The organism is Streptomyces sp. NPDC002888 (assembly GCF_042888465.1).
Lineage (GTDB): Bacteria > Actinomycetota > Actinomycetes > Streptomycetales > Streptomycetaceae > Streptomyces.
In genome coordinates this window covers 151,518-177,878 of the sequence record NZ_JBIAPU010000017.1, presented here as the reverse complement: position 1 = coordinate 177,878, position 26,361 = coordinate 151,518, and the positions used below count along the sequence as shown (strand labels likewise).

The 26,361-nt window shown below is 70.4% G+C and carries 23 protein-coding genes; 11 read left to right on the top strand and 12 right to left on the bottom strand.

Translation table 11 applies throughout. The features are described 5' to 3' along the window. Window positions 1-104 precede the first annotated feature (104 nt). The 7 genes from ACFYWX_RS27080 (at window position 105) to ACFYWX_RS27050 (ending at window position 7,833) form a co-directional block, all read left to right on the top strand. Window positions 105-1,112, top strand: a complete 1,008-nt coding sequence (locus ACFYWX_RS27080; protein WP_389426703.1) for an ABC transporter substrate-binding protein — start codon at window positions 105-107, stop codon at window positions 1,110-1,112. Beyond that, a complete protein-coding gene (locus tag ACFYWX_RS27075; protein ID WP_389426702.1) occupies window positions 1,105-2,238 on the top strand; it encodes an ABC transporter ATP-binding protein in 1,134 nt (377 codons plus the stop codon). Before ACFYWX_RS27080 ends, ACFYWX_RS27075 begins: the two co-directional genes overlap by 8 nt. Before the next feature lie 3 nt (window positions 2,239-2,241). Beyond that, window positions 2,242-3,144 carry an ABC transporter permease gene (locus ACFYWX_RS27070; protein WP_389426701.1) on the top strand — a complete coding sequence of 301 codons (903 nt, stop codon included), beginning with the start codon at window positions 2,242-2,244 and terminating at the stop codon, window positions 3,142-3,144. After that, window positions 3,141-3,980 (top strand): ABC transporter permease, encoded by an 840-nt coding sequence (locus ACFYWX_RS27065; RefSeq protein WP_389426700.1) that lies wholly within the window; start codon window positions 3,141-3,143, stop codon window positions 3,978-3,980. The genes ACFYWX_RS27070 and ACFYWX_RS27065 overlap by 4 nt, the downstream gene beginning before the upstream one ends. 109 nt (window positions 3,981-4,089) lie before the next feature. Next, the gene (locus ACFYWX_RS27060) at window positions 4,090-5,370 is read left to right on the top strand and encodes an NAD(P)/FAD-dependent oxidoreductase (protein ID WP_389426699.1); all 1,281 of its coding nucleotides are present in this window, start codon (window positions 4,090-4,092) and stop codon (window positions 5,368-5,370) included. A 41-nt stretch (window positions 5,371-5,411) separates the two neighbouring features. Beyond that, complete coding sequence (locus ACFYWX_RS27055; RefSeq protein ID WP_389426698.1) at window positions 5,412-6,863, top strand: NAD-dependent succinate-semialdehyde dehydrogenase; 1,452 nt, start codon at window positions 5,412-5,414, stop codon at window positions 6,861-6,863. A 1-nt stretch (window position 6,864) separates the two neighbouring features. Next, on the top strand, window positions 6,865-7,833 hold the full coding sequence (locus ACFYWX_RS27050) for a D-2-hydroxyacid dehydrogenase (RefSeq protein ID WP_389426697.1): 969 nt from the start codon (window positions 6,865-6,867) through the stop codon (window positions 7,831-7,833). A 7-nt stretch (window positions 7,834-7,840) separates the two neighbouring features. Here ACFYWX_RS27050 and pcaD read toward each other — a convergent pair whose 3' ends face one another. From pcaD to ACFYWX_RS27015, 7 genes are read right to left on the bottom strand one after another with little or no spacing between them, the layout of a single operon-like run. Next, on the bottom strand, window positions 7,841-8,962 hold the full coding sequence (gene pcaD, locus ACFYWX_RS27045; protein ID WP_389426696.1) for a 3-oxoadipate enol-lactonase: 1,122 nt from the start codon (window positions 8,960-8,962) through the stop codon (window positions 7,841-7,843). Continuing rightward, entirely contained in the window at window positions 8,959-10,296 is a 1,338-nt protein-coding gene (pcaB, locus tag ACFYWX_RS27040; RefSeq protein ID WP_389426695.1) for a 3-carboxy-cis,cis-muconate cycloisomerase, read from the bottom strand. The genes pcaD and pcaB overlap by 4 nt, the downstream gene beginning before the upstream one ends. Next, a complete protein-coding gene (gene pcaG / locus ACFYWX_RS27035; RefSeq protein WP_389426694.1) occupies window positions 10,293-10,898 on the bottom strand; it encodes a protocatechuate 3,4-dioxygenase subunit alpha in 606 nt (201 codons plus the stop codon). Before pcaG ends, pcaB begins: the two co-directional genes overlap by 4 nt. 5 nt (window positions 10,899-10,903) lie before the next feature. After that, on the bottom strand, window positions 10,904-11,677 hold the full coding sequence (gene pcaH, locus ACFYWX_RS27030; RefSeq protein WP_389426693.1) for a protocatechuate 3,4-dioxygenase subunit beta: 774 nt from the start codon (window positions 11,675-11,677) through the stop codon (window positions 10,904-10,906). Between the two features lie 28 nt (window positions 11,678-11,705). Next, a complete protein-coding gene (locus ACFYWX_RS27025) occupies window positions 11,706-12,947 on the bottom strand; it encodes a thiolase family protein (protein ID WP_389426692.1) in 1,242 nt (413 codons plus the stop codon). A 13-nt stretch (window positions 12,948-12,960) separates the two neighbouring features. Continuing rightward, complete coding sequence (locus tag ACFYWX_RS27020) at window positions 12,961-13,605, bottom strand: CoA transferase subunit B (protein WP_389426691.1); 645 nt, start codon at window positions 13,603-13,605, stop codon at window positions 12,961-12,963. Continuing rightward, on the bottom strand, window positions 13,605-14,360 hold the full coding sequence (locus tag ACFYWX_RS27015) for a CoA transferase subunit A (RefSeq protein WP_389426690.1): 756 nt from the start codon (window positions 14,358-14,360) through the stop codon (window positions 13,605-13,607). Before ACFYWX_RS27015 ends, ACFYWX_RS27020 begins: the two co-directional genes overlap by 1 nt. 163 nt (window positions 14,361-14,523) lie before the next feature. On the opposite strand from ACFYWX_RS27015, the gene ACFYWX_RS27010 reads away from it, so the two are divergent. Beyond that, entirely contained in the window at window positions 14,524-14,988 is a 465-nt protein-coding gene (locus tag ACFYWX_RS27010; protein ID WP_389426689.1) for a MarR family winged helix-turn-helix transcriptional regulator, read from the top strand. A 12-nt stretch (window positions 14,989-15,000) separates the two neighbouring features. On the opposite strand, the gene ACFYWX_RS27005 is transcribed toward ACFYWX_RS27010, so the two are convergent. Next, window positions 15,001-16,002, bottom strand: a complete 1,002-nt coding sequence (locus ACFYWX_RS27005; protein ID WP_389426688.1) for a DUF3048 domain-containing protein — start codon at window positions 16,000-16,002, stop codon at window positions 15,001-15,003. A 159-nt stretch (window positions 16,003-16,161) separates the two neighbouring features. Between ACFYWX_RS27005 and ACFYWX_RS27000 the strand changes: the two genes are divergently transcribed. Continuing rightward, complete coding sequence (locus tag ACFYWX_RS27000) at window positions 16,162-17,352, top strand: zinc-dependent alcohol dehydrogenase (RefSeq protein ID WP_389426687.1); 1,191 nt, start codon at window positions 16,162-16,164, stop codon at window positions 17,350-17,352. A gap of 31 nt (window positions 17,353-17,383) precedes the next feature. On the opposite strand, the gene ACFYWX_RS26995 is transcribed toward ACFYWX_RS27000, so the two are convergent. Next, a complete protein-coding gene (locus ACFYWX_RS26995) occupies window positions 17,384-18,454 on the bottom strand; it encodes an ATP-dependent DNA ligase (RefSeq protein ID WP_389426686.1) in 1,071 nt (356 codons plus the stop codon). 65 nt (window positions 18,455-18,519) lie between these two features. Between ACFYWX_RS26995 and ligD the strand changes: the two genes are divergently transcribed. Further along, complete coding sequence (ligD, locus tag ACFYWX_RS26990) at window positions 18,520-19,599, top strand: non-homologous end-joining DNA ligase (RefSeq protein WP_389426685.1); 1,080 nt, start codon at window positions 18,520-18,522, stop codon at window positions 19,597-19,599. On the opposite strand, the gene ACFYWX_RS26985 is transcribed toward ligD, so the two are convergent. Beyond that, window positions 19,586-21,730 carry an OmpL47-type beta-barrel domain-containing protein gene (locus ACFYWX_RS26985; RefSeq protein WP_389426755.1) on the bottom strand — a complete coding sequence of 715 codons (2,145 nt, stop codon included), beginning with the start codon at window positions 21,728-21,730 and terminating at the stop codon, window positions 19,586-19,588. The two genes, ligD and ACFYWX_RS26985, sit on opposite strands and share 14 nt — an antisense overlap. Before the next feature lie 44 nt (window positions 21,731-21,774). After that, on the bottom strand, window positions 21,775-24,261 hold the full coding sequence (locus ACFYWX_RS26980; RefSeq protein ID WP_389426684.1) for a ThuA domain-containing protein: 2,487 nt from the start codon (window positions 24,259-24,261) through the stop codon (window positions 21,775-21,777). Window positions 24,262-24,449: 188 nt separating this feature from the next. Between ACFYWX_RS26980 and ACFYWX_RS26975 the strand changes: the two genes are divergently transcribed. Continuing rightward, complete coding sequence (locus tag ACFYWX_RS26975) at window positions 24,450-25,412, top strand: multicopper oxidase domain-containing protein (RefSeq protein WP_389426683.1); 963 nt, start codon at window positions 24,450-24,452, stop codon at window positions 25,410-25,412. Window positions 25,413-25,428: 16 nt separating this feature from the next. Here the strand turns inward: ACFYWX_RS26975 and ACFYWX_RS26970 are convergent, their stop codons facing one another. Next, the gene (locus tag ACFYWX_RS26970) at window positions 25,429-26,292 is read right to left on the bottom strand and encodes a hypothetical protein (protein ID WP_389426682.1); all 864 of its coding nucleotides are present in this window, start codon (window positions 26,290-26,292) and stop codon (window positions 25,429-25,431) included. Window positions 26,293-26,361: the final 69 nt, after the last annotated feature.

The window sequence follows — 26,361 nt, the reverse complement described above, 5'->3', positions numbered from 1 at the left end:
TAGGAGGCCCTGCCATGGAAGGCAACCGGACAGGACGCAGAACCGTACTCCGCACCGCAGGCGCTCTCGCCGCTGCCACTGCAGTAGCCGGCTGCGGCACCCTCATGGGCACAGGCGAAAGCCGCGGCTCGTCGGGCGGCGGCAAGAAAAGGCTCGTCGTCAGCAACAGCGGTGGCGCCTACAACGATGCTCTGACCAAGGCGATCTACGAGCCGTTCGCCAAGGAGACCGGCATCACGGTCAGCACGGTCAACTACCAGTCTGCGCAGGTCATCGCCCAGGTGAAGCAGGGCCGTCCGCAGATCGACCTGATGGACAACTCGCTGCTGGTCTTCCAGAAGATGGCGCGCCTCGACTGTCTGGAGGCTGTGGACCACGACCGGCTGAAGCAAGCGAAGGGCGCCGGAATTCCGGAGCATCAGCTGCCGGAGCACGCGGTCGGCAAGAACGTGTGGGCGAGCGTGATGGCCTATCGCACGGACAGCCTGAAACGTACCCCGAAGAGCTGGGACGACTTCTGGAACACGCACTCCTTCAGCGGGCCGCGCTCCCTGCAGAGCCCGGACGTCGACATCCCGGAGCTGGAGTTCGCGCTGCTGGCCGACGGCGTGCCGCTGGACAAGCTGTACCCGCTCGACCTGGACAGGGCGTTCGCCTCGCTGTCGCGGATTCGTGGCGGGGTGAAGAAGTTCTGGAACACCGGTGCCCTGCCGGCGGTCCTGCTCGGCCGCAAGGAGGTCGTCATGACCAGCCTGTGGGGCGGCCGCGCCGATGAGCTGATCAGGCAGGGGCAGCCGATCGCCTACCAGTGGAACGGGGCCCGTCGGCTCACCAACGGCTGGGGCATCCCGAAGGGCGCGGGCAATACGGACGCCGCCTACCAGCTGATCGACTTCTCGCTGCGTCCGCAGGTGCAGGCGGCGTTCGCCAGGCTCTCCCCGGCGGGCGGCCCGGTCGTGCCTGCGGCCACCAAGCTGCTCTCGGACGACGTCCTGGCCACACTGCCGACCTCGCCCGAGAACCTGAAGACCGGGTTCGACGCCGATGTGACCTGGTGGGACAAGAACCGCGACGTCGTCGCCAAGCGCTGGCAGGAGTGGGCCGATGCGTGAGCGAGCCGCGCAACTCGCCTCCGCCCTGGCTCCGAGGTCGTCGCTGACGGGCAAGTCCCTGTCGGTGGCCGGGCTGCGTAAGTCCTACAGCGGGACGACGGTGGTCGACGGTGTGGACATGGAGATCGCGGCGGGTGAGTTCGTCACCTTCCTCGGCTCGTCGGGCTCGGGCAAGACGACCACGCTGATGATGCTGGCCGGGTTCACCGAGCCCGACTCCGGCACGGTCACCGTCGACGGCCGGGACATCACCGGTCTGAACCCCGGAAAACGCGATTTCGGTTTCGTCTTCCAGCAGTATCTGCTCTTCCCGCACATGACCGTCGCCGAGAACGTGGCCTTCCCGCTGCAGTTGCGTGGGGTGCCGAAGGCGGAGATCCGCCGGCGGGTGGGGGAGACCCTGGAGGCGGCGGGGCTGTCGAAGTTCGCAGGCCGCCGCCCGCGGGAGCTGTCCGGCGGTCAGCAGCAGCGGGTCGCCCTGTGCCGGGTGCTGGTCTACCGCCCGCCGATCGTCCTGATGGACGAACCGCTCGGCGCCCTGGACAAGAAGCTGCGCGACCAGATGCAGACCGAGATCAAGTCCATCCAGCGCGAACTCGGCCTGACCGTCATCTACGTCACCCATGACCAGGAGGAGGCCCTGGTCCTGTCCGACCGCATCGCCATCATGAAGGACGGCCGCATCGAGCAGTTCGACACTCCACGCGGTCTCTTCGAACGCCCCTGCACCCCGTTCGTCGCCGACTTCCTCGGCGCCGCCAACTTCCTCACCGGCAAGGTCGAGGAGCCCGGTGAGGACGGATGCACCCGGGTACGCCTCGACACGGGCGGCGTGCTCACCGCCCGTGCCCACCCCTGCGTCCCCGGGCAACGAGTACGGGCGGCGGTCCGGCCCGGCAGGCTGCGACTGGTCGGCCCGGACGGGAGCTGTTGCACCGGCACCGTGGAGACGGCCGTCTATGTCGGCTCGCTGACCCGCGTCACCGTTCGCCCGGACGGTGCGGCCCCCCATACGCCGCCGCTGCGGATCGAGACCGCTTCTGCCCCGCCCCGCCCCGGGGAGCGGGTCTGTGTGACCGCCGACCGTGAGGACGTCAGTGTCTTCGACGAGACGGACGGGGGGTGAGTCGTGGCCGGCACCGCTCTCGCACCCGGCAAGGTGCGTGTGAAGACGTCCGCGATGCGCGGGCACCGATCCCGGATCGCCCTGGTCAACGCCGTCCCCGTGACGGTGTTTCTCCTGCTCCTGTTCGTCTGTCCGATCATCGGCGTCCTGTCGCTCAGCCTCAAGGGCGACGGTGGCGGCTTCACCCTGCACTGGTACGCCGACGCCCTCAGCGGGGCGAACCTGTCGGTACTGATCTCCACGCTCAGGATTTCCGCGGAGACGGCCGTGCTCAGCCTGCTGGTGGGCTTCATACTCGCCCACGCCATCGCCCGGATGCGGCCCGTCTTCGCCGCCCTGGCCATGCTGATCGTGGTCGTGCCGCACTTCATCAGTGCCCTGGTGCGCACCTACGGGTGGATCATCATGCTCGGTGAGCACGGCCTCATCAACACACTGCTGACGTCCGTGCACGCCCCGGGCGCGCCGTACACGCTGCTCTACAACGAGACCGGCGTGGTCATCGGCACCACCTCGGTGATGCTCCCCTACACCGTCCTGGTCCTGCAGGGCGTGATGCGGGGCGTGGACCGCAGGCTGCTGGCCGCAGCCGCCGGGTTCGGCGCCGGACGCCTGACCATTTTCCTCAGGATCTACCTGCCGCTGGTGGCACCGGGCGTGGGAACGGCCGGCCTGCTCAGCTTCATCCTGTGCCTGGGTTACTACATCACCCCGGCCCTGATGGGCGGCGACAAGCAGACCGTGGTCGCGGCCCTGATCGATCAGCAGGTGATGAAGCAGGACCAGTGGAACTCCGCAGCCGCCTTCGGCGTGATCCTGCTGCTGCTCACCTTCGCCGGCCTGGGCGTGCTGGGACTGGCCAAGCTCCGCCGCAAGAAGGCGCACGCACGAGGGGACAGCTCATGATGGAACTCCCCGCCACCCGAGCCGGACACCTCGGCCGCGCCCTCAGCGCCACCGCCATCCTGCTCTTCCTGGCCATGCCCATCGTCATCATCCTGGTCACCTCCTTCGGTGCCGACGGCATCGGCACCTTCCCGCCGAAGGACTACAGCGCCCGCTGGTACGAGCAGATGGCCGCACCCGGCGGCAACTGGGCCACCTCCATTGCCCTGTCCAGCCTCGTCGCCGCGCTGACGACGGTGTTCTCCCTCATCCTGGGAGTCACCGCCGCCACCGCGCTGGCCCGCGGCCGGCTCCCGCTGCACACGGTGGTCTACGGCCTGGTGCTCGCTCCGATGCTCATCCCGCAGGTGGTCATCGCACTCGGTCTGTTCCTGTTCTTCGAACCGGTCGGCATGCTCGGCAGCCCCCTGGCCATCGCCCTCGGGCACACCGTGCTGGCCACGCCCATCGCCATCCTCATCATGATCTCCACCCTGCGGGGCATCGACGAACGGCTGGAGGACGCGGCGGCCAGCATGGGCGCCGGCCGGATGACCATCGCCCGGCGCATCACCTTCCCCCTGGCCACACCCGGCCTCATCGCCGCCGCCGTGTTCTCGTTCATCACCAGCTTCGACGAGTTCTTCATCGCCCAGTTCATGTCGACCCCTGACACCCGCACCCTGCCGGTCCTCGTCTTCAACGCCCTGCAGTTCGACGTCGACCCGACCGTCACCGCGGTCAGCGCCGTTCTCATCGCGCTGGCCATCCTCGCCCTCGCCCTGGTCGCCGTCGTCCGCAAACTCGGCGGACACCGCCATCAGCAGGGCGTGCTGCCCGTCGAACCCCTCACCTGAGCCTTGCGCCGGCATGGGCCGCGCTACCGCTGACAGCGCCGTCGGCCGGGCCCCGAGTGGTGCCCGGCCGGGATCCCCCCCCCGAAAACTTCCCCGCAGGAGACTCGAAATGAAGACGATCCCGTTCTGGACAGATACCGCAGGGGCGTTCCCCGACCGCTCCGGCAAGCCGCTTACCGAAGACACCGACCTGGTGGTGATCGGCGCCGGCCTGACCGGTCTGTCCACCGCCCTCCACACCGCCCGCAAGGGCGCCCGTGTCACCCTTGTCGAGAAGGGTCAGATCGGCTCCGGGGCCTCCGCGCGCAACGGCGGCATGGCGAATCTGGGCTTCACCATCGGCGTACGCCAGGCCATCCGCCGGTACGGCCTCGAACGGGCCCGCGAGATGTACAACTCCTACGGCGAGGCCGTGGACACCGTCGAGCGGCTCGTGAACGAGGAGTCCATCGACTGCCAGTTTCGTCGCGTCGGACGCCTGGGCGTCGCGTCCCGCCCCGCGCATTTCGAGAGCAAGAAGGCCCAACAGCGCGACCTGGCCCAGTACTTCGGACACGAGACCACACTGATCGGCAAGTCCGAGCTGCGTTCCGAGATCGGATCCGACGCCTACCACGGCGGCCTGCTGGACCCGCTCAGCGCCGCACTGCACGTCGGCCGCTTCGTGCGCGGCATGGCCGAGGCGTGCGAGCGCACCGGTGTCGAGATCCACGAGCGCAACGCGGCCGTGGGCGTGCGGCGTACCGCCGCCGGCCGTTTCGAGGTCAGCACCGAGCGCGGTGTGGTCCGCGCCGGGCAGGTCATGATGGCCACCGACGCCTACACCGACAAGAACTTCCCGTGGCTGCGCCGCCAGCAGGTCTGCCTGGGAAGCTTCATCATCGTGACCGAGCCGCTCGGCGAGGAACTCGCCCGGGACATCATCCCGAAGGCCCGCCTCATCGTCGACTCCAACAAGGTCTGCCACTATTTCCGGCTCACCCCGGACAACCGGCTGCTGTTCGGCGGCCGCGCCCGCTTCGCACCGTCCGACCCCACCTCGGACAAGAAGAGCGGACAGGTCCTGTTCCGTGAGATGTGCGGGGTCTTCCCCCAACTCGCCCGGACGAAGGTCGAGTACGTGTGGGGCGGCTCCGTCGGCTTCGCGATGGACCGCATCGTGCACGCCGGGCAGACCGAGGACGGCGTGTACTACTCCGTGGGATACGCGGGCCACGGCGTGCAGATGGCCACGTACATGGGTCAGGTCATGGCCGAGGTGATGGACGGACACCCCGAGGCCAGCCCGGTCCGCGACCTGCCCGCACCCCGCATCCCCCTCTACAACGGCACCGCCTGGTTCCTGCCTTTCGCGGGCGCCTACTACAAGACGCTGGACCGCATCCGCTGACCGGTCGGCAGCACCTCTACCCATACAAGGAGACACCCAAGATGACTGTCGTCCACGATGTTCCCAAGCAGTTGTTCATCGGTGGTGGTTGGCGGGACGCGGAGTCCGGCCGGACCCTGGCTGTCGACAACCCGGCCACCGGTGAAGAGCTGTGCCAGGTCGCCGACGCCTCTCCCGCGGACGGCCGGCGTGCCGTCGAGGCGGCGGTCGCCGCGCAGGCGGCCTGGGCCGCCACCCCGCCGCGCGTGCGCAGCGAGATCCTGCGTCGCGCCTACGACCTCATCATCGCCCGCACCGAGGACCTCGCGCTGCTGATGACGCTGGAGATGGGCAAGCCCCTGGCCGAGGCGCGTGCCGAAGTCGCCTACGCCGCCGAGTTCTTCCGCTGGTTCTCCGAGGAAGCCGTCCGTATCGACGGCGGTATGACCACCGCCCCCGACGGCAAGAACCGCCTCCTGGTCACCCGACGGCCCGTCGGCCCCTGCCTGCTCATCACCCCCTGGAACTTCCCCCTGGCCATGGGCACCCGAAAGATCGGCCCTGCCATCGCCGCCGGCTGCACCATGGTCCTCAAGCCAGCACCCCAGACCCCCCTGTCGTCCCTGGCCCTGGCGGAGATCCTCACCGAAGCCGGCCTGCCCGAGGGCGTGCTGAACATCGTCACCACCACCGACGCCGCCGGCGTCGTCGAACCCCTCCTGCGCAGCGGGCAGATCCGCAAGCTCTCCTTCACCGGCTCCACCCAGGTCGGCCGGATCCTGCTCGCCCAGTGCGCCGACACCGTCGTACGCACCTCCATGGAACTCGGCGGCAACGCCCCCCTCATCGTCTTCGACGACGCCGACCTCGACACCGCCGTCGAAGGCACCATGGTCGCCAAGATGCGCAACATGGGCGAATCCTGCTGCGCCGCCAACCGCATCTACGTCCACACCACCATCGCCGAAGAGTTCGCCACCCGCCTCGCCTCCCGCATGGCCGCCCTGAAGGTCGGCCCCGGCACCGAACCGGGCGTCCACGTCGGCCCCCTCATCGACGCCACCGGCCGCAGCAAGGTCGACGAGCTGGTGCGTGACGCCGTCAAGCGCGGAGCCACCGTCCTCACCGGCGGTCAACTCCCGTCCGGCCCCGGTTGCTTCTACCCGCCCACGGTCCTGACCCAGGTGTCTTCCGACTCCGCCATCATGGACACGGAGATCTTCGGCCCGGTCGCCGCCATCCGCACCTTCGACCACGAGGACGAGGCCGTCACCGCCGCCAACGACACCGAATTCGGCCTGGCCGCCTACCTGTTCACCCAGAACCTCGACCGCGCCCTGCGGGTCAGCGAACGCCTGGAAAGCGGCATGATCGGCCTCAACACCGGTCTCGTCTCCAACCCCGCCGCCCCCTTCGGCGGCGTCAAGCAGTCCGGCCTCGGCCGCGAAGGCGGACGCGTCGGCATCAGCGAGTTCCTCGAATACAAGTACATCGCCGTACCCACCGGAGCCTGACATGCCCGACCGCCTCGTCGTCCTCTACCGCGGCAACCTGCCTCCGGCCACAGGACTCATCGAGCGGCTCGCGGACACGGTGTACGCGACCGAGGAGGAGCTCCCCCTTCTCCTCCCCGGCGCGGACGCCCTCCTGGCCTGGGTCACCATCACCCCGGCCATCCGCGCAGCCTGGCCCGACAACCCGGACAAGGCCCCCCGCTGGGTCCACGCAGCCTCCGCGGGCGTGGACTCCTTCCTCTTCCCCGCCTTGGTCAACGACCCCGGCGTCACTCTCACCAACGCGCGCGGCGTCTACGACCAGCCGACCGCCGAATACGTACTCGGTCTGATCCTCGCCCTCGCCAAGGACTTCCCCGGCACCTGGGAACACCAACAGCGCCGCGAATGGCGTCCGCGCCCCAGCGACACCATCACCGGGCGCACCGCCCTGGTCTGGGGCACGGGCCCCATCGGTCGCGCCATCGCCCGGCTGCTGCGCGGCGCCGGCATGCGGGTGCAGGGGGCCGGGCGATCGAGCCGAACCGACCACCCCGACTTCGGCACGGTGAACGGCCCCGCCACGCTGCATTCCGCACTGGCAGAGGCCGACTACGTCGTCCTCGCCGCCCCCCTCACCAAGGACACACGAGGCATGGTCGACGCCTCCGTACTGGCGGCCATAAAGCCCGGGGCCCGGCTGGTCAACGTCGGCCGAGGCGCCCTCGTCGACGAGAAAGCGCTCATCGACCACCTCACCGACGGCCGACTCGCCGGAGCCGCCCTGGACGTCTTCAACCAGGAGCCACTGCCCGCACATTCGCCCCTGTGGAACATGCCCGGTGTGATCATCTCTCCGCACGCGGCGGGCGAGACCACCGGCGAGCGGGAAGCACTCATCGAAGTGTTCCTCGACAACCTCACCCGCCACATCGAGGGCCGCCCGCTCCGCAACGTCGTCGACAAGCGGCGGGGATACGTGGTGGGCTAGGCGTGGGCTAAACGCTCTCCTCCTCCGCGAGCACCCGCTGTGCCGTCGCGAACGCCGAGTTCGCCGCCGGGACCCCGCAGTACACGGCCGTCTGGAGCAGGACGGCGCCGATCTCCTCGGGCGTGAGCCCGTTGCGTCGCGCCGCCCGGACGTGCATGGCGAGCTCGTCGTAGTGGCCGTGGGCGACCAGCGCCGTCAGCGTGATCATGCTGCGCTCGCGGCGGCTGAGCGTGGAGTCGGTCCAGATCTCGCCCCAGGCGTAGCGCGAGATGAAGTCCTGGAAGCGCGCGGTGAACGGAGTCTGCCGGTCCTGAGCCCGGTCCACGTGGGCGTCGCCGAGCACCTGCCGCCGCACCTCCATGCCCCTCCTGGCGCCCCCGTCGAGGTGGGCCCGCAGGGTGGTGAGGACGGCCTCGGGGCACTGCGCGGGCGCCAGGTGCGAGGCGCCGGGGAGCTCGACGAGGGCAGCGCCGGGCACCGCGTCCGCGATCTCCCGCAGATGGGCGGGAGGCGTCGCCGGATCCTGCCGGCCCGCGATCAGCAGGGTGGGCGCGGAGATCTCCGCGAGCCGGTCCCGCAGGTCGAACGCGGCCAGGGCGTCGCAGCAGGCGGCGTACGCCTCCGGGTCGGCACGGCGGTGGTCCTCCACCAGCTCCGGCACGGTGAACCCGGGCGTGAACCAGCGGGCGTCCGCGCTCTCGGCGAGCGAGGCCAGTCCCTCGCGGCGCACCAGTGCCGCCCGCTCCTCCCACGGCTTCGAGCCGTTGAAGTGGGCCGACGAGCAGATCACGGCGAGGAAGGACACCCGCTCCGGGTGGTGCACCGCGAGATGCAGACCGACCGCACCGCCCAGCGACACCCCGGCGTACGCGAACCGTTCCAGACCGAGCGCGTCGGCCAGCGCGAGCACCCGCTCGGCGAGGTCGCCGACCGTGGCCCCGGGCCCGATCAGATCCGCCGCCGAACCACCGTGCCCCGGCAGGTCCCAGCGCACCACCCGGTGGGTGACGGACAGCTCGGGCGCCACCTTGTCCCACAGGGCGTACGAGGTGCCCAGCGAGGGGCCGAGCAGAAGAGGGGGAGCGGAAGCGGGGCCCTCGGTACGGTGGTTGAGAAGGTTCTCGGTCAACGTCGCTCCAGCGCACGGTTGATGATGGCTCCTGCGGAGCCGGTGTAACGGGCGGGGTCGGCGATCTCGTCCAGGTCGAGGTCGACGCCCTGCAACTGGGGCTCCTCGGCGAGGAGTTCCGCCAGCGGTCTGCCCTCGGCGTAGGTGCGCCGGGCGAGTTCGGTGAGCAGGTCCTTGGCGCGGGCGCGGCCGAGCACGCCGGCCAGCTCGGCGGAGAGCCGCTCGGAGACGATCAGCCCATGGGTGAGGCCGAGGTGTTCGCGCATGGCGTCCGCGTTCACCCGGAGCCCCTCGGCCAGTTCGGCGGCGTCGCGGGCGGCACCGCCGACCAGCCGCAACAGGTCCCGCAGCGGCTCCCACTCCGCGTGCCAGGCCCCGGCCGGCCGCTCGTCCTCCGCCACCAGTGCCGAGTACAACGTCGCCGCGAGCTGCGGTGCCCGCCGGGCGGCCGCCGCGATCAGGGTGGACCGCACCGGGTTCGCCTTGTGCGGCATGGCCGAGGAGCCGCCGCCGCTGCCCTCCGCGACCTCGGCGATCTCGGTGCGGGAGAGGGTGAGCACATCGGCGGCGATCTTGCCCAGCGCCCCGGCCGTGATGGCCAGACACCCGGCGAGGTCGGCGATCGGCGTGCGCAGGGTGTGCCAGGGCAACAGCGGCTCCGCGAGCCCGAGTTCACGGGCGTAGGCGGCGGGCAGGGCGGTGGGGTCGTCGGCGCCGTATGCCGTGAAGGCCGCCAACGTGCCGGCCGCGCCGCCCAGTTGGGCGGGGAGTCCGTCCCGTACCGCCGTCACGCGGTCCCGCGCGTCCAGCACCAGCGACCGCCACCCGGCCGCCTTCAGCCCGAACGTCGTCGGTACGGCGTGCTGGGTGAGCGTCCGTCCCGGCAGCGCGGTGTCGCGGTGCTCGGCGGCGTGCCGGGCCAGCGCGCGCTCGGTGCGGGCGAGGTCGGCGAGGACGAGGTCCAGTGTGCGCACCGCCACCAGCATCGTCGCCGTGTCCATGATGTCCTGGCTGGTCGCACCCCGGTGGACGTACGGGCCGTACTCCTCGCCGACCGCCTTCGTCAGCTCGCCGACCAGCGGGATGACCGGGTTGCCGCCGGCCCGGGCGCGCTCGGAGAGGGACCGTACGTCGAAGCTGTTCGCGTCGGCCGCCCGTGTCACCGCCGTCGCCGCGCCGGCCGGGGCGAGCCCCAGCGCGGCCTGCGCCCGGGTCAGCGCGGCCTCCGCGTCGAGCAGCGCCCGCAGGAAGGCGCCGTCGCTCGTCGCGGCCGCGGCGGGGGAGCCGGCCCACCCGGGGGCGAGCAGACCGGTGTCGGACTCTGCAGGGGTCACTGGAACTCCAGGAAGACCGTCTCGCCTTCGCCCTGAAGACGGATGTCGAAACGGTACGTGCCGTCGCCTCCGTCCGTGGCGATCAGCGTGTCGCGGCGGTTCGGCTCCAGGCGGGCCAGCAGCGGGTCGGCGGCCAGCGCAGCCTCGTCGCCCGGCAGGTAGACCCGGGTGAACAGGTGCACCAGCAGACCGCGCGCGAACACGCACACGCTCAGGTAGGGCGCGCTCCGCCCACGTGCCCCGGGACGCAGCGTGCGTGCGTACCAGTGGCCGTTGGCGTCCGTCTGGATGCGGCCCCAGCCGGTGAACTCCACCCCGTTGCGGCCCAGGTAGCCGCCGGTCGAGGGGTCGCGCCGGATCGAGCCGTCCACCTGCGGCAGGTTGCCGTCCGGGTCGGGTCCCCACAGCTCGACGAAGGCGTCCGGCAGCGGCTTGCCCTCGCCGTCGTGGACATACCCCTGGAGGGTGATGGTGTCCGGGTGGCCGACGGGTGCGATGTCCCCGCCGCCGGGGAACGGCAGGGCGTATCCGTAGAAGGGGCCCACCGTGTGCGACGGGGTGGGCAGCACGCTCTCCGGGCTGCTTGTGTCGATCTTCGTCATGGCGGTCAGCGTCCTTCCTCGATCCAGGTGGCGTTCGGGCCGTCCAGCACGATGTCCCAGTGGTAGCCGAGGGAGAACTCGGGCACGGAGAGGCTGTGGTCGTAGGTGGCGACCAGGCGCTGCCGGGCGGCGTCGTCCGTCACGGACTGCAGGATCGGGTCGTACTCGAAGAGCGGGTCGTTGGGGAAGTACATCTGCGTCACCAGCCGCTGCGTGAACGCCGAGCCGAAGAGCGAGAAGTGGATGTGGGCCGGGCGCCAGGCGTTGACGTGGTTGCGCCACGGGTAGGGGCCCGGCTGGATCGTGGTGAAGCGGTAGAAGCCGTCGTCGTTGGTGAGGGTGCGGCCCACGCCCGTGAAGTTGGGGTCCAGCGGGGCGTCGTGCTGCTCGCGCTGGTGGGCGTACCGGCCGGCCGAGTTGGCCTGCCAGAGCTCGACGAGCTGACCGCGGATCGGGCGCCCCGTACGGTCGAGGAGCCGTCCGGATACGGTGATCCGCTCGCCGATCGGCTCACCCCGGTGGTGCCTGGTCAGGTCGTTGTCGATCTCGGTGATGTCCCGCTCGCCGAAGGCCGGGGAGGACAGCTCCACCAGCTCCGGGTCCTGGGCGACGTCGATGGCGACCGGCGGCTGCCCCGGGTGGCGCAGCAGGGACGAGCGGTAGGGGGCGTAGTCCCGGCGCGGATGGTGCTCGACGGGGCCGCCGTCGGCGACCCGCTTCTCGTACGCGGCGTGCTCGGCCGCGATCTCCTGGTCGATGTCGTGCTGGGTGAGAGTCATGGGTCTTCCTAACGCTTCCTGACGCTTCCTAGCGTTCGAGGACGAGGGCCAGGCCCTGGCCCACGCCGATGCAGAGGGTGGCGACGCCGGTGCCGGAGCCCCGGGCGGCCAGTTGGTGGGCGACGGTGCCGGCGAGGCGGGCACCGGAGGCGCCGAGCGGGTGCCCGAGGGCGATCGCGCCACCCTGGGGATTGAGGATCGCCTGGTCGAACTCGGGCCACTCCGCCACACAGCCCAGCACCTGCGCGGCGAACGCCTCGTTCAGTTCCAGGACCGACAGGTCGCCGAACTGCTTGCCGGCCTTGGCGAGGGCGCGGTTGACCGCCTCGACGGGGGCGAGCCCGAAGTAGTGCGGGTCGATCGCGGAGACACCGGTCGCGCCGACGCGGGCGAGCGGTTCACGGCCGGTGGCCTTCAGGCCCTTTTCGTCGACGAGGAGCAGGGCTGCGGCCCCGTCGTTCAGGGGCGAGGCGTTCCCGGCCGTCACCGTGCCTCCCCCAGCCTCCGGCCGGGGGGACCCCCATCTCGCTTCGCTCGCCGTGCGGAAGGACGGCTTCAGCTTGGCCATCGCCTGCAGCGACGCATCGGCGCGTACGCACTCGTCGGCGTCGACCACCACCGGCTCGCCCCTGCGCTGCGGGATCGGCACAGGCGCGATCTCGGCGTCGAACAGTCCTGCGGCCTGCGCCTTGGCCGCTTTCTGGTGGCTGAGCAGGGCGAACCCGTCCTGCTGCTCCCGCGTGATCTTGTGCTTGTCGGCGATCAGCTCCGCCGACTCACCCAGCGGAACGGTCCACTGCGGGTCCATCCTCGGGTTGACCATGCGCCAGCCCAGCGTGGTCGAGTACAGCTCGGTGTGGGCGGCGGGGAACGGCCTGTCGTTCTTCGGCAGGACGTACGGCGCGCGGGTCATCGACTCCACACCACCGGCCACCGCGATGGAGGCGTCCCCGACGGCGATCGCGCGGGCCGCCTGGATGACCGCCTCCAGGCCGGAGGCGCACAGCCGGTTGACGGTCACGCCGGGCACGGAGGTGGGCAGGCCCGCGAGGAGGGCGGCCATACGGGCGACGTTGCGGTTCTCCTCGCCGGCCCCGTTGGCGTTGCCGAGGTAGACGTCCTCGATGCGGGCCGGGTCCAACGAGGGGGTGCGGGCGAGGAGTTCACGCAGGGCGTGGGCGGCCAGGTCGTCCGGGCGGACGGTGGCGAGCGCGCCGTTGTAGCGGCCGACCGGGGTGCGGACCGCGTCGACGATGTAGACGTCCTTCATCGCAGGTCCTCCTTCATCGCGGGTCCTCCGGGACGGTCAGCTTGGCGTCGGTCTTGCCGATGATCTCGTCGACGCTCACGCCGGGCGCGGTCTCGACAAGCGTCAGACCGTCCTCGGTGACGTCGAGGACGCCGAGGTCGGTGATGATCCGGTTCACGCACCCCTTACCTGTGAGCGGCAGCGCGCACTCGGTCAGGATCTTCGGCGAGCCGTCCTTGGCGGTGTGGGTCATCACCACGATGACCGTGCGGGCGCCATGGACGAGGTCCATCGCGCCGCCGATCCCCGTGATCAGCTTGCCCGGTATGGCCCAGTTGGCGAGGTCGCCGTTCTCGGACACCTGCATGGCGCCGAGAACGGCGACGTCGATGTGACCGCCGCGGATCATGCCGAACGACAGCGCGGAATCGAAGAAGGACGCGCCCGGCAGGACCGTCACGGTCTCCTTGCCGGCGTTGATCAGATCGGGGTCGACCTGGTCCTCGGTGGGGTAGGGGCCGGTGCCCAGGATGCCGTTCTCGGACTCCAGGATCACCTCGACGCCCGGCGGCAGGTAGTTGGGGATCAGGGTCGGCAGTCCGATGCCGAGGTTGACGTACTGGCCGTCTTCGAGCTCGCGCGCGGCGCGGGCGGCCATCTCCTGGCGTGTCCAGGCCATCAGTTGCTCACCGTCCGCTGCTCGATCCGCTTGTCCGCCGCCTGCCCGGGGGTCAGCGCGACGACCCGCTGCACGAAGATCCCCGGCAGGTGCACTGCGTCCGGGTCGATCTCGCCGGGCTCGACGAGTTCCTCGACCTCGGCGATCGTCACCCGGCCCGCCATGGCCGCGAGGGGGTTGAAGTTGCGGGAGGACTTGTTGAAGACGAGGTTGCCGTGCCGGTCCCCCTTCGCCGCCCTGACCAGCGCGAAGTCGGTACGGATACCGTGCTCCAGCACGTACTGGGTGCCGTCGAACTCCCGCACCTCCTTCGGCGGCGATGCCAGCGCGACCCCGCCCTCACCGTCGTAGCGCCAGGGCAGCCCGCCCTCGGCGACCTGGGTGCCGACCCCGGCCGGGGTGTAGAAGGCGGGGATTCCGGCGCCGCCTGCCCGCAGCCGCTCGGCGAGCGTGCCCTGCGGGATCAGCTCCACCTCCAGCTCGCCGGCCAGGTACTGCCGGGCGAACTCCTTGTTCCCGCCGATGTAGGACCCGGTCACCCGCGCGATCCGCCCGGCGGCCAACAGGACCGCGAGGCCCGACTCCATCGCCCCGCAGTTGTTGGAGACGACCGACAGCCCGGCCACGCCCCGCTCGTACAGGGCCTGGATCAGCACGTTCGGCACACCGCTCAGCCCGAAACCACCCACCGCGAGCGACGCGCCGCCGGGCACGTCGGCCACGGCTTCCAGGGCCGTGGCGACCACTTTGTCCATCCGTGAAGCCCCATCTCTTCCGAGCACCCCGACCCTCAATTAATCAGGGCACTGAGTATTTCAGTGAGGTGTCTTCACGCTGCCATCGAGGCACCAGGGGCGTCAAGACTGTCTTCCCCGGGTATTGTTCAGTACACCAACGAATTCAACCCGGGGAGTACGGATGGCCGCGGTGGACCTCACCACCCATCCCGGGCACCTGGCCCGGCGACTGCAGCAGGCGCACTACCTGCTGTGGAACACGATGGTCTCCGAGGAGATCACCTCGCCCCAGTTCGCGGTCCTCAACGCACTCGTCGCCGAACCGGGCCTGGACCAGCGCACGGTGGGGGAGCGGGTGGGGCTCGACCGGTCCACCATCGCCGAGGTGATCAGCCGGCTCGGCCGGCGCGGGCTGCTCGACAAGGTCCGCGACCCGCAGGACGGCCGCCGCTTCCTGCTGCGCCTGACCGACGACGGCCTGCGCACCCACCGCAAGCTGACCGTGCGCACGGCCCGGATGAACCAGGTCTTCCTCGCCCCGCTCTCCGCCGAGGAGCAGAACCAGTTCTTCGACCTGATCCGTCGGGTGTCGGACGCGGCGGAGGGGCTGCGCAATCCCGCGGAGCCGCTCGTCGCGCCGCGCTGATCGCCGCCGCGATCACTTCTTCGCGAAGACCACCCATACCTGGCCCGCGGCGAAGTTCACCGGCCGACCGTCCTTCGTCGTGAACTCCGTGCCGTCAGTGGCCTTTCGGCGCTTCCACTCCACGTCGTACGCCCGCCCGTCGCGCAGCACCGTCGCCGTCCCCGAGCCCACCGTCTCCGTGTACGGCGTGTTGTTGCCGAGGAAGTCGCGGAAGGTGGACGTGCGGACCTTCACGTACTGCACGACGACCGTCGGCGGAGCGGGCGGCTTGCCGTCGGTCGTCCGAGCGGCGGTCCCGTCCATCGCGACCCGCCAGCCCTTGTCGCTCCCGGACCAGGTGAAGGCGAAACGGGCCGCCGGGTAGCGCACGGTGAGCGAGGTCTGCGCCCTGCCGCCCGCGGGTGCCGGGCCCACGTGGAAGCCGGTGGTCAGCGCGGCCGCGCCTGGCGCGGTGGGCAGCAGTCGGTCGGGGCGCAGATACAGGTTGTGCGGCGCGCGCCTCGCGGAGTCGCGGAAGTAGGCGCCGGACGCCCGGCCCGGAGGCTCGGGCACCAGCGGCGCACCGTCGATCAGCGGCATCAGCTTGCTCTGCGCGCCGGAGAACGCCAGCAGGGGCCGGTCGAACTGGCGCAGCAGTTCGAGATCGGACTCGCGTGCGCTGCGCACCGGCCCGACCGCCTTCGGCAGCCGCGTGGCGTACACCGCCATCAGTCGGCTGAGCCCGCCCTCGACCTGCTCTGCGTAGACGATGTCCGCGGAGTCCAGGCCGGTGTGCGGGCGGGCCGTGCTCGCGTTGTCGATCTTCACGGCGAGTACCGAGCCCGTGGTGGGGGTGGCGGTCTGGCTCCGCGTCGGCGTCCGGCTCGTGTTACGTCCGTCGTCGGGCGGGGCGGAACTCCCCGTGCAGCCCGCGACCAGCGAGAGCGACACCGCGGCGGTCAGCAGCGCCGCTGTCGTCGCGGTGTTCCGCGCACGTGCCCTGCGTCTCACGACCACCGTTGCCACCTCACGCATGTGTCACTCATTGTGCGCTTATTTGCTTATTGCTGCACACGTGCGATCGATTCCGCTGGTGCGCACGTCGTGGTTCGGTATGGGGCCTTCGGGTACCCGGGCGGGACACAGAACCGGACAGCCCGGGCACACCGGACACGACGGAGGGAGCGCGGCGCGATGAGGGCAGTGACGTGGCAGGGCAAGCGGGACGTGCGGGTGGAGACCGTTCCGGATCCACGGATCGAGGAGCCGACGGACGCCGTCATCCGTATCACCTCCACCGGCCTGTGCGGCTCCGACCTGCACCTGTACGAGGTGCTCACCCCGTTCATGACGCCGGGCGACATCCTCGGCCACGAACCGATGGGCATCGTGGAGGAGGTCGGCGCCGGAGTGCCGGACCTCCAGGCGGGCGACCGCGTGGTCGTGCCGTTCCAGATCGCCTGCGGCAACTGCTGGATGTGCCTCACGGGCCTGCCCACGCAGTGCGAGACCACGCAGGTGACCAGCGAGCACATGGGCGCCGCCCTGTTCGGCTACACCCGCCTCTACGGCTCGGTGCCGGGCGCCCAGGCCGAGTACCTGCGGGTCCCGCAGGCGCAGTACGGGCCGATCAAGGTCCCCGAAGGGCCGCCCGACGACCGGTTCGTCTACCTCTCCGACGTCCTGCCCACCGCATGGCAGGCGGTCGCCTACGCCGACATCCCCCAGGGCGGCAGCATCGCCGTTCTCGGCCTCGGCCCCATCGGCGACATGGCCTGCCGTATCGCCCAGGCCCGTGGCGCCGGGCGGGTGTTCGGCGTCGACCTGGTGCCCGAGCGGCTGCGCAGGGCGCACGCCCGGGGTGTGGAGACGTACAACCTCAGGAGCTTCGACCACGAGAAGGAGCTGGTCGCGGCGATCCGCGACCAGACCGACGGTCGCGGCCCCGACGCGGTCATCGACGCGGTCGGCACCGAGGCGCACGGCAGCGCGGCCGCCAAGCTCACCCAGCAGGCTTCGGCGATGCTGCCCCGGAAGCTGAGCGGCCCGCTCGCGGAGCGCTTCAGCGTCGACCGGCTGGCCGCCCTGCACACCGCCATCGACCTGGTGCGTCGCGGCGGCACCATCTCGCTGTCCGGCGTGTACGGCGGCATGGCCGACCCGCTGCCGATGCTCACCCTGTTCGACAAGCAGGTCCAGCTGCGGATGGGCCAGGCCAACGTGCGCCGCTGGAGCGACGAGATCATCCCGTACCTGACGGACGAGGACCCGCTCGGCGTCGACGACTTCGCCACCCACCGGGTACCGCTGTCCGAGACGCCGGACGCGTACCGGATGTTCCAGCAGAAGAAGGACGGCGCGATCAAGATCCTGATAGAGCCGTGAGCCGGTCCTACGGGATCAGGCCTCATGTGCGTCAGTCCCTGGCGCCGAAGATCTCCGCGAGGTCGTAGCGGACCGGCTCCTCCAGCTGTGCGTACGTGCAGCTCTCGGGGGTCCGGTCCGGACGCCAGCGGCGGAAGCGGGCGGTGTGCCGGAAGCGGGCCCCGTTCTCCATGTGGTCGTACGCCACCTCGGCGACCCACTCCGGCCGCAGCGGCACCCAGGACAGGTCCTTCCGGCCCGACCAGCGGCTCGGCGCGCCGGGCAGCCGGGCCGTCTCGTGGGCGGCCTCGTCCGACCAGGCCGCCCAGGGATGCCCGGCCACGGCGTCCATCCGCAGCGGCTCCAGCTCCTGCACCAGCTCGGCGCGCCGCTTCATGGGGAAGGCCGCCGACACGCCGACGTGCTGGAGGGCACCGCGGTCGTCGTACAGGCCGAGCAGCAGCGACCCCACCACCGGGCCGCTCTTGTGGAGGCGGTACCCCGCCACGACGACGTCCGCCGTGCGCTCGTGCTTCACCTTGAACATGGCCCGCTCGTCCTGGAGGTAGCGCACACCGAGCGGCTTGGCGATCACCCCGTCCAGGCCCGCCCCCTCGTACTGCTCGAACCACTCCTGCGCCACCTCGACGTCGGTCGTCGCCGGCGCCAGATGCACGGGGGGCGTCACCCCTTCCAGCGCCCGGCTCAGCAGCGCCCGCCGATCGCTCAGCGGCACGTCCAGCAGCGACTCGTCCCCCAACGCCAACAGGTCGAACGCCACGAACGAGGACGGTGTCCTCTCCGCCAGCATCCGCACCCGCGAGTCCGCCGGGTGGATCCGCTCGGTCAGCGCGTCGAAGTCCAGCCGCCCCTCCCGCGCGATCACGATCTCCCCGTCCACCACGCACCGCTGCGGCAACCGCTCCCGCAGCGCCGCCGCCAACTCCGGGAAGTACCTGGTCAGCGGCTTCCCCGTACGGCTGCCGAGCTCCACCTCACCCCCGTCCCGGAACACGATCGCCCGGAACCCGTCCCACTTGGCCTCGTACTGCATGCCCGGCGGAATCCTCGCCACCGACTTGGCGAGCATCGGCTTCACGGGCGGCATGACCGGCAGATCCATGGTCCGATTCTGCGCGCTGATGGTCCGGTGTGCGAGGTTTGCGGCGTGCGCCTACCGTGGCTCGCATGGGTGATGCGGTGGAGCTGGAGGTGGGCGGCCGGACCGTGCGGCTGTCCAGTCCCGACAAGGTCTTCTTTCCGGAGCGCGGCTTCACCAAGCTGGACCTGGCCCGGTACTACCAGGCCGTCGCCCCCGGCATCCTGCGCGCGCTGCGCAACCGCCCCACCACCCTGGAGCGCTACCCCGAGGGAGTGGCCGGCGAGTCGTTCTTCCAGAAGAGGGCGCCGAAGAACATGCCCGACTGGATCCCGACCGCCCACATCACCTTCCCCAGCGGCCGCAGCGCCGACGAGATGTGTCCCACGGAGGAGGCCGCCGTGCTGTGGGCCGCCCAGTACGGCACCCTCACCTTCCACCCCTGGCCGGTGCGCCGCGACGACGTCGACCGCCCCGACGAACTCCGCATCGACCTCGACCCGCAGCCCGGCACCGACTACGACGACGCCGTCCGCGCCGCCCACGAACTCCGCGCCGTCCTCGACGAGTTCGGCGGACTGCGCGGCTGGCCCAAGACCTCCGGCGGCCGTGGCCTGCACGTCTTCGTGCCCCTCGCACCCCGCTGGACGTTCACCCAGGTCCGGCGCGCCGCCATCGCCGTCGGCCGGGAGATGGAACGCCGGATGCCGGAGTTCGTGACCATCAAGTGGTGGAAGGAGGAGCGCGGCGAGCGCATCTTCATCGACTACAACCAGACCGCCCGCGATCGCACCATCGCCTCCGCCTACTCCGTACGGCCCCGCCCGCACGCCCCCGTCTCCGCGCCCCTGCGCTGGGAGGAGGTCGGCCAGGCCCACCCCCGCGACTTCGACCTCGCGACCATGCCCGCGCGCTTCGCCCGACTCGGCGACGTGCACGCGGACATGGACGACCACGCCTTCTCCCTCGACGCGCTGCTGGAGCTGGCGACAAAGGACGAACACGACCACGGGCTCGGCGATCTGCCGTACCCGCCCGAGTATCCGAAGATGCCGGGCGAACCCAGACGGGTACAGCCGAGCCGGGCCAGGAAGGAACCGAAGGACCCAAGGGAGCCAAAAGAGCCCAAGGAACCGGAGGAACCGAAGGGGCCTCCTACAGCTCCTTGATCCGGATGTCCCGGTACGAGACCACATCCGTCGTGCCGTGCACCTGGAGCCCGATGTAGCCGGAGGCGAACCGCCGCCCGTCCGTGCCCGGATCGTCCGCGCGGGGCGGGGAGAAGTCCAGGCCGCCGATGTTGTCGAACTCGTTGATCAGCACACCGTTGCGGTAGACCGAGTAGTGCTGGTCGACCACGCGGATCTCGTAGTCGTTCCAGGTGCCCTTCTGTGTCACGCCCGCACCGGCGAGGCCCACCCGGTCGAAGCCGTAGACGGAGCCCGTCTTGTACATGTCGCCGTCGGGCCGGTCCAGCACCTGCACCTCGTGCCCGTACTTGATGGCGACCCACTCCGGCCGTGACTCCTCCGGGTGGTCGAGGACCCACGGGAAGCGCACGAACACACCGGAGTTGGCGTTGCCGGTGCCCGGGGCGTCGTCACGCCACTGGAGCTTCAAGGAGAAGTCGCCGTACTTGCGCTGCGGGAACCACAGCATGCCGAGGCCGGGAGTCGTGGTTCCGCTGGTCATCGAGCCGTCGGCGTTGAGCCCGAACGAACCGCCGCCCACCTGCCGCCACTTGGCGAAGGAGTCCGCGCTGCCGTCGAAGAGCTTGCGGTAGCCCTCTGTCTGCCCCGGCCTGCCGATTCCGGACGCGCGGGCGGTTTCCAGCACGGCGTCGTACTCGCGCTCGTCGACGACCCCTTCGTCGAGAAGCCTGCCGAGGGCCGTCTTCACGTGCTTCAGGAACAGCGCGTGGGACGTCCACTCCTTCTCGTCCTCGATCAACTCGTTGATCCGGCACCGGTTGTTGGTCACCCGGTTGGGGACTCCGGAGTCGACCGTGCCGACGATCACCGTCAACCGCTCGTCGAACTCCGGGCAGTTGGGCGCGGGGACTCCGCCGCCCGCCACCACCGTGAAGCTCACCGTGCGTGGCTGTGACGTGTTCCCGGCCTGGTCGCTCGCCCGGTACGCGACGGTGTGCGCGCCCACTCGGTCGACGACCACGGGCCCGGTGTACGCCAGGTAGGGACCGGCGTCCAGCGAGTACTCGACGCGCGCGACGCCGGAGCCCCCCGTGTCCGTCGCGCTGACGGTGACCCGGGCGTTCCCCACGTACGCCCCGTCGGAGTTGCGCGTACCGTCGACGATCGCGCCCGTCACCGGGGGAATGGTGTCCTGCGGCGGTGCGGAGACCACCGTGAACTGGACGCTCTTCTCGGCGGAGACGTTGCCCGCCTTGTCGGTGGCGCGGTAGCGGACGGTGTGGGTGCCGAGCTGGTGGACCATGACGGGGGCGGTATACGGCAGCCAGTCCCCGGTGGAGCCGACCGCATACTGGATACGGTCGACGCCGGACCCGGTATCGGATGCCGTGACGGTGACCGTCGCCATGTCGATGTAGGCCCCGTCGGCGTTCTTCGCGCCGCTCACCGTCGCCGAGGTCTCCGGCGCTGTCGTGTCGTCGGTCGGCGGGGCGACCACGGTGAACTCGACGCTCTTCTCGGCCGACACGTTGCCGGCCTTGTCGAAGGCGCGGTAGCGGACCTTGTGGCTGCCGACCCGGTCGGCGACGACCGGAGCGGTGTACGGGAGCCAGTCGGCCGCGTCGTCGACGGCGTACTGGATCCTGTCGACACCGGACCCACCGTCGTCCGTGGCCGCGACCGTCACGCTCGCCGAACCGACGTACTCACCCTGCGCGTTCTGCGCCCCGGTCACCTTCGCCGTCGCCTCGGGCGCCGTGGTGTCCTCGCCACCGCCCTCGGTCACCATCAGGATGCCCTGCATCTGTCCATGGCCGGGGATCGTGCAGTGGTAGAAGTAGCGGCCCGGGGTGAGCGTGACCTCGGCGGTGTGGCGGCCGCCCTGGTCGTCGTTCGGGTTGGCGAGGATGTTGAGCTGGACGTCGTCGTTGAACTCGGGGTCGGAGGTCTCGAACGTCAACGTGTGCGGCATACCGGTGGTGTTGCCGGTCGCCGCGCTGTTCTCGAAGACGATCGTCGTCGTGCCCGCCACCGCTGTCGTCGGTGCCGAGGTGTACTTGGTGATGTCGTCGCCCGCTGTCCAGGTGAGCACAGAAGCGGCGGCTGCCTGATCCGCGGCGGCGGGTGTCACCTGCATTCCGAGCGTCATGAGCAGGACGGCCAACAGGGCCGCCCAGACTGTGCGTTGGCGTCTCACTGGATCCCCCTTGCCAGCTGGTCCGCCGGCGGTGTCGGACCGCCGCCCTTGTAGGTCACCCGCCACAGCGCCGACTTGGCGTCCGAGGTGAAGAAGCCGCGGCCGTAGTCGAGGACGTACAGAGCGCCGTCCGGACCGAACTTCCAGTCCATGAGGTTCTTGATGCCGTCGTTACTGATCGGCACGATCTTCTTCAGCGACTCCGCGTGCACCGGCAGACCGCCGTCGCCCTGGGTCCTCGCTTCGGTGAGCACGGCGTTGCGCGGCTGGTCGGCGTCGTAGAAGTCGCCGACGAACCACTTGCCGTCCCAGTACGCGGGCCACTTGGCGTCCCCGGCGGCCGCCGGGTCGTAGCGGTAGACCGGCCCGTTCATCGCGGCCTGGCCGCCGCCCTTGAGCCACGGCAGCAGATAGGTGGCCTGCTCCTGCTTGTAGGAGGGGACGCCGTTCGCGTCGCGCGGATAGTCCGGGGCGCCGCCCTGCGGGGAGTACCAGATGTTGTTGCCGGTGACCGGCGGGAGGTTGACCAGGCCGTCGTTGTTCGGCGACTCGTTCTTCGGGTGGTCGCAGTCGTACCAGCCCAGCGGCTTCGACGGATCCGGCAGGTTCCGGTCCCGGTAGGGTTGCTTGTTGCCCATGCAGTACGGCCAACCCCGGTTGCTCGCCTTGGTGATCACCGCGAACGTGTCGTACTTCGCCGGGCCCCACGTCGTCGACGGCGCGCTCGCGTCCGGGCCGACCCAGCCCGCGTACAGGACGTCCGTCTGTCGGTCGACGGAGATGCGCGCGGGGTTGCGGACGCCCATCACGTAGATCTCGCCGCGGGTCTTCCCGCCGCCCTCCGCGCTCTCGTGACCGGTGAAGAGGTTGCCCTCCGGGAGGGTGTAGGTGCCGTCGGGCTCCGGGTGGATGCGCAGGATCTTGCCGTTGAGGTTGTTGGTGTTGCCGGCGGTGCGCCGCGCGTCGGCGAAGGAGACGCCCTTGTAGTTCGGCTCGGGGTTGTTGCCCGAGTAACCGTCGCTGAAGCGGCTGGAGTTGTTGTCACCGGTCGCGATGTACAGGTTGCCCTTGGAGTCCCAGGCCATCCCGCCGCCCGCGTGGCAGCAACTGTGGATCTGCACCGGCCACTTGAGCAGCACCTTCTCGCTGCCGAGGTCGAGCTTGTTCGTGGCGGGGTCGAGCGTGAAGCGGGAGACACGCCGCTCGGCCATGCGGGTGTCGCGGTTGATGCGGGCGTGTGGCGTGTGGTGCAGGTACACCCAGCCGTTCTGCTCGAAGCGCGGGTCGAGCTCGATGCCGAGCAGGCCCTCCTCGACCTTGACCAGCTCGTCGCCGCCGCCCTTGTTGCCGAAGACGGTCAACTCGCCTGCCAGCGTCACCTTCTTGGTCTTCGGGTCGTAGACGTGGACCTGACCCTTGCCCTTGCCGATGTCGGGGTTGTTCCAGTCGGTGATCACCGGCTGGGAGGAGTCGGCGCCGCCGCGTCCGATGGAGAACACGCGCCCATCGGGTGCGGTGACCAGGCCGTGCGGCTCGCCGATCTGGTCGTTCTGGCCCGGCTGATTGGGCTGGGTGAGGCGCTCGGCCTTGTAGTTGCCGGTGATGGTCGCCTTGCAGTCGGCCTGCGCCAGCCGGGTGGTCCACAGCAGGGCGCCGCGCAGATGCGTACGGAACTCGGTCTCGTCGTAGGACGACACCGTGCCGCCCATGCCGGTGTAGAACGAGCGGCCGCCGTCGTAGTCCCGGCACCAACTGACCGGATGGTCCCAGCCGTTCTTGCTCGCGCCCGGCTGGTACGTCGACTCGCGGACCCGGGCGACGGTGTGCACGTCGCCCGAAGGGTTCTTCGCCCAGTTGAACCACTGGTCGGGCCGCTTCCACTGCACCGGCAGGTCCCGGGTGGCCGGGTGTCGCCGATCGCCCACCTCAACGGTCGCCCGCTGCACGGCAGTTGGGCTGGAAGATGCCGGGCGGGCGCCGACGAGGCCGGTGAACCAGTCCGAGTACGGTTCCGCGCGGGCCGCGTCGTGGATGCCGACGAAGCCGCCGCCCGCCTCCATGTACGACTCCAGGCCCGCTTCCTGCTCCGGGTCGAGGACGTCGCCGCCTCCGGTGAGGAACACGATCGCGTTGTAGCGGCCCAACTCCGTGTCGTCGGTGAAGACCGAGGCGTCGTCCGTGGCCTCCACCGTGAAGCGCTGGTCCTGCGGGCCGGACAGGCCGATCCGCTCGATCGCCTCGATACCGGCGTTCACGACCGGCGACTCGTTCCCGGCCGCGGCGGTGCCGTGGAAGATCAGCACCCGTACGTTCGCGCCGCCCGGCGGCGACTTGACGGACATCGTCGTCCCGGGCGGTTCCGGCGCCGGGAGCGCCCCGGCGGGTGGGCCCGACATCAGCCCGGCGGTGAGGAATCCGGCGGTCACGGCCGTCGTCCAGGCCCGTCTTCTCGCGCTTGTTGTGCTCAACCCTCGTAAGTGCATGGGCACCTCCTCGGTCACAGCGGCAGCGCCAAGAAGCTAGACCCCACCGTCCGGCGCGCCAATACCTATAACCGGAATGGCACGAACTTTGTCCAGGGAGTGGATAAACGGCTGAGGGCCCGGTACGGTCTCACAGGTTCATCACAGGTCCGTCTCCGCAAAATCCGTACCAGGGTGGGGAGTTCCGCATGGACAGACGCGGGTTCAACCGGCGGGTGCTGCTGGGCGGCGCGGTCGCCGCGACATCGATGGCCCTGAGCTCCGAGGCCGTGAGCGCCGCCGCACCGGCGCGGACCGCGCCGGCCGGGGGTGTGGTGAGGCACCTCAAGCTGTACGCCGAGAAACTGTCCGACGGCCGGATGGGGTACGGCCTCGAGAAGGGCGCCGCGACCGTCCCCGGGCCGCTGATCGAGCTCAACGAGGGCGACACGCTGCACATCGAGGTCGAGAACACGATGGACGTGGCCGCGAGTCTGCACGTCCACGGCCTGGACTACGAGATCTCCAGCGACGGCACGAAGCTGAACAAGAGCGACGTCGAACCGGGCGGCACCCGCACCTACACCTGGCGCACCCACGCACCCGGCCGGCGCGCGGACGGCACCTGGCGGGCGGGCAGCGCGGGCTACTGGCACTACCACGACCACGTCGTCGGGACGGAACACGGAACCGGCGGCATCCGCAAGGGCCTCTACGGCCCGGTGATCGTCCGCCGCAAGGGCGACGTCCTGCCCGACCGCACCCACACCGTCGTCTTCAACGACATGACGATCAACAACAGGCCCCCGCACTCCGGCCCCGACTTCGAGGCCACCGTGGGCGACCGCGTCGAGTTCGCGGTGATCACGCACGGCGAGTACTACCACACCTTCCATCTGCACGGGCACCGCTGGGCCGACAACCGCACGGGCCTGCTCACCGGCCCCGACGATCCGAGCCAGGTCGTCGACAACAAGATCGTCGGCCCGGCGGACTCCTTCGGCTTCCAGGTGATCGCGGGGGAGGGGGTGGGCGCCGGGGCGTGGATGTACCACTGCCATGTGCAGAGCCACTCCGACATGGGGATGGTGGGCCTGTTCCTGGTGAAGAAGCCGGACGGCACGATCCCGGGGTACGAGCCGCACGGACCGCATGGCGTGCACGAGCACTGAGGGGTACGCGTCGGCGTCAACCGATGTCGAGAAGGCCCCACTCGGTGAAGGGCTCCTCCTGGACGTAGACGCGTGATCCCCGGCTGACGACCCGTCTCGGGCCGCCCGATCGGCTGCCGTCGGAGCGCAGCAGACGGACTTCCTCCTCGGGTTCGACGGCCGAGTCGGTCAGCTTGCCGAGGACGAGCCGGTCGCCGTCGTCCGCGTACCCGCCGTAGAAGGCGACGTGCTCGCCGTGCACGGCAACGCCGGACGCGCCCCTGACCGGGGCGGTGCGCACATGCGGTGGTCGGCCGTCGCGCACTTCCAGCAGAGGGAAGTCCGTGTAGGGGTACACCCAGGTCGCGCGCCGGCCCACATTGAGCGCGTAGCAGTCCAGGAAGGAGCCGATCCCGGACTGCGGACCGTACTGCCACGCCGGTGTGCCCGTGCTGCTCCAGCGCCGCACGCCCGGCTCGCTGAGCGGGTCGGAGACGACGCCCTCGTCGAAGTACCCCACCCACAGGTCGCCGGACTCGTCGGTCAGCAGGTGCCCGACGGCGTCGCCGACCGTGAAGCCCCACGTCGGGCGGCCCAACGCGTCGAAGATGTGCACCTGGTCGGCGTCGGCGCGGCTGCGCGCGTCCGCGACGACGAAGCCGCCGTCGGGGAGCGCGTCGACCAGCGGGAAGCGCGCCCGCACGGAGCTGAGGTGCGTCTCCTCCGAGCGTCCTGCGTCCACGGTGACGACCACGGCGTCGTACAGGTCGGCCAGAACGGTCGCCCCGCGCAGCAGCCAGTGCGCACGCCCGAAGGCGTCGACCGTGCTGTGCAGCACGGTCCGGCCGTGGTGGGCGCGGGGGAGGCGGGCGTACGGGGTCAGGCGGCGGTCAGCGGCCATGGGCCTTTCGCATGCTCATGCGGTGATCCTCAGGGTGCTCCCGCCCCGTGTGCAACCGGATTTTCGATG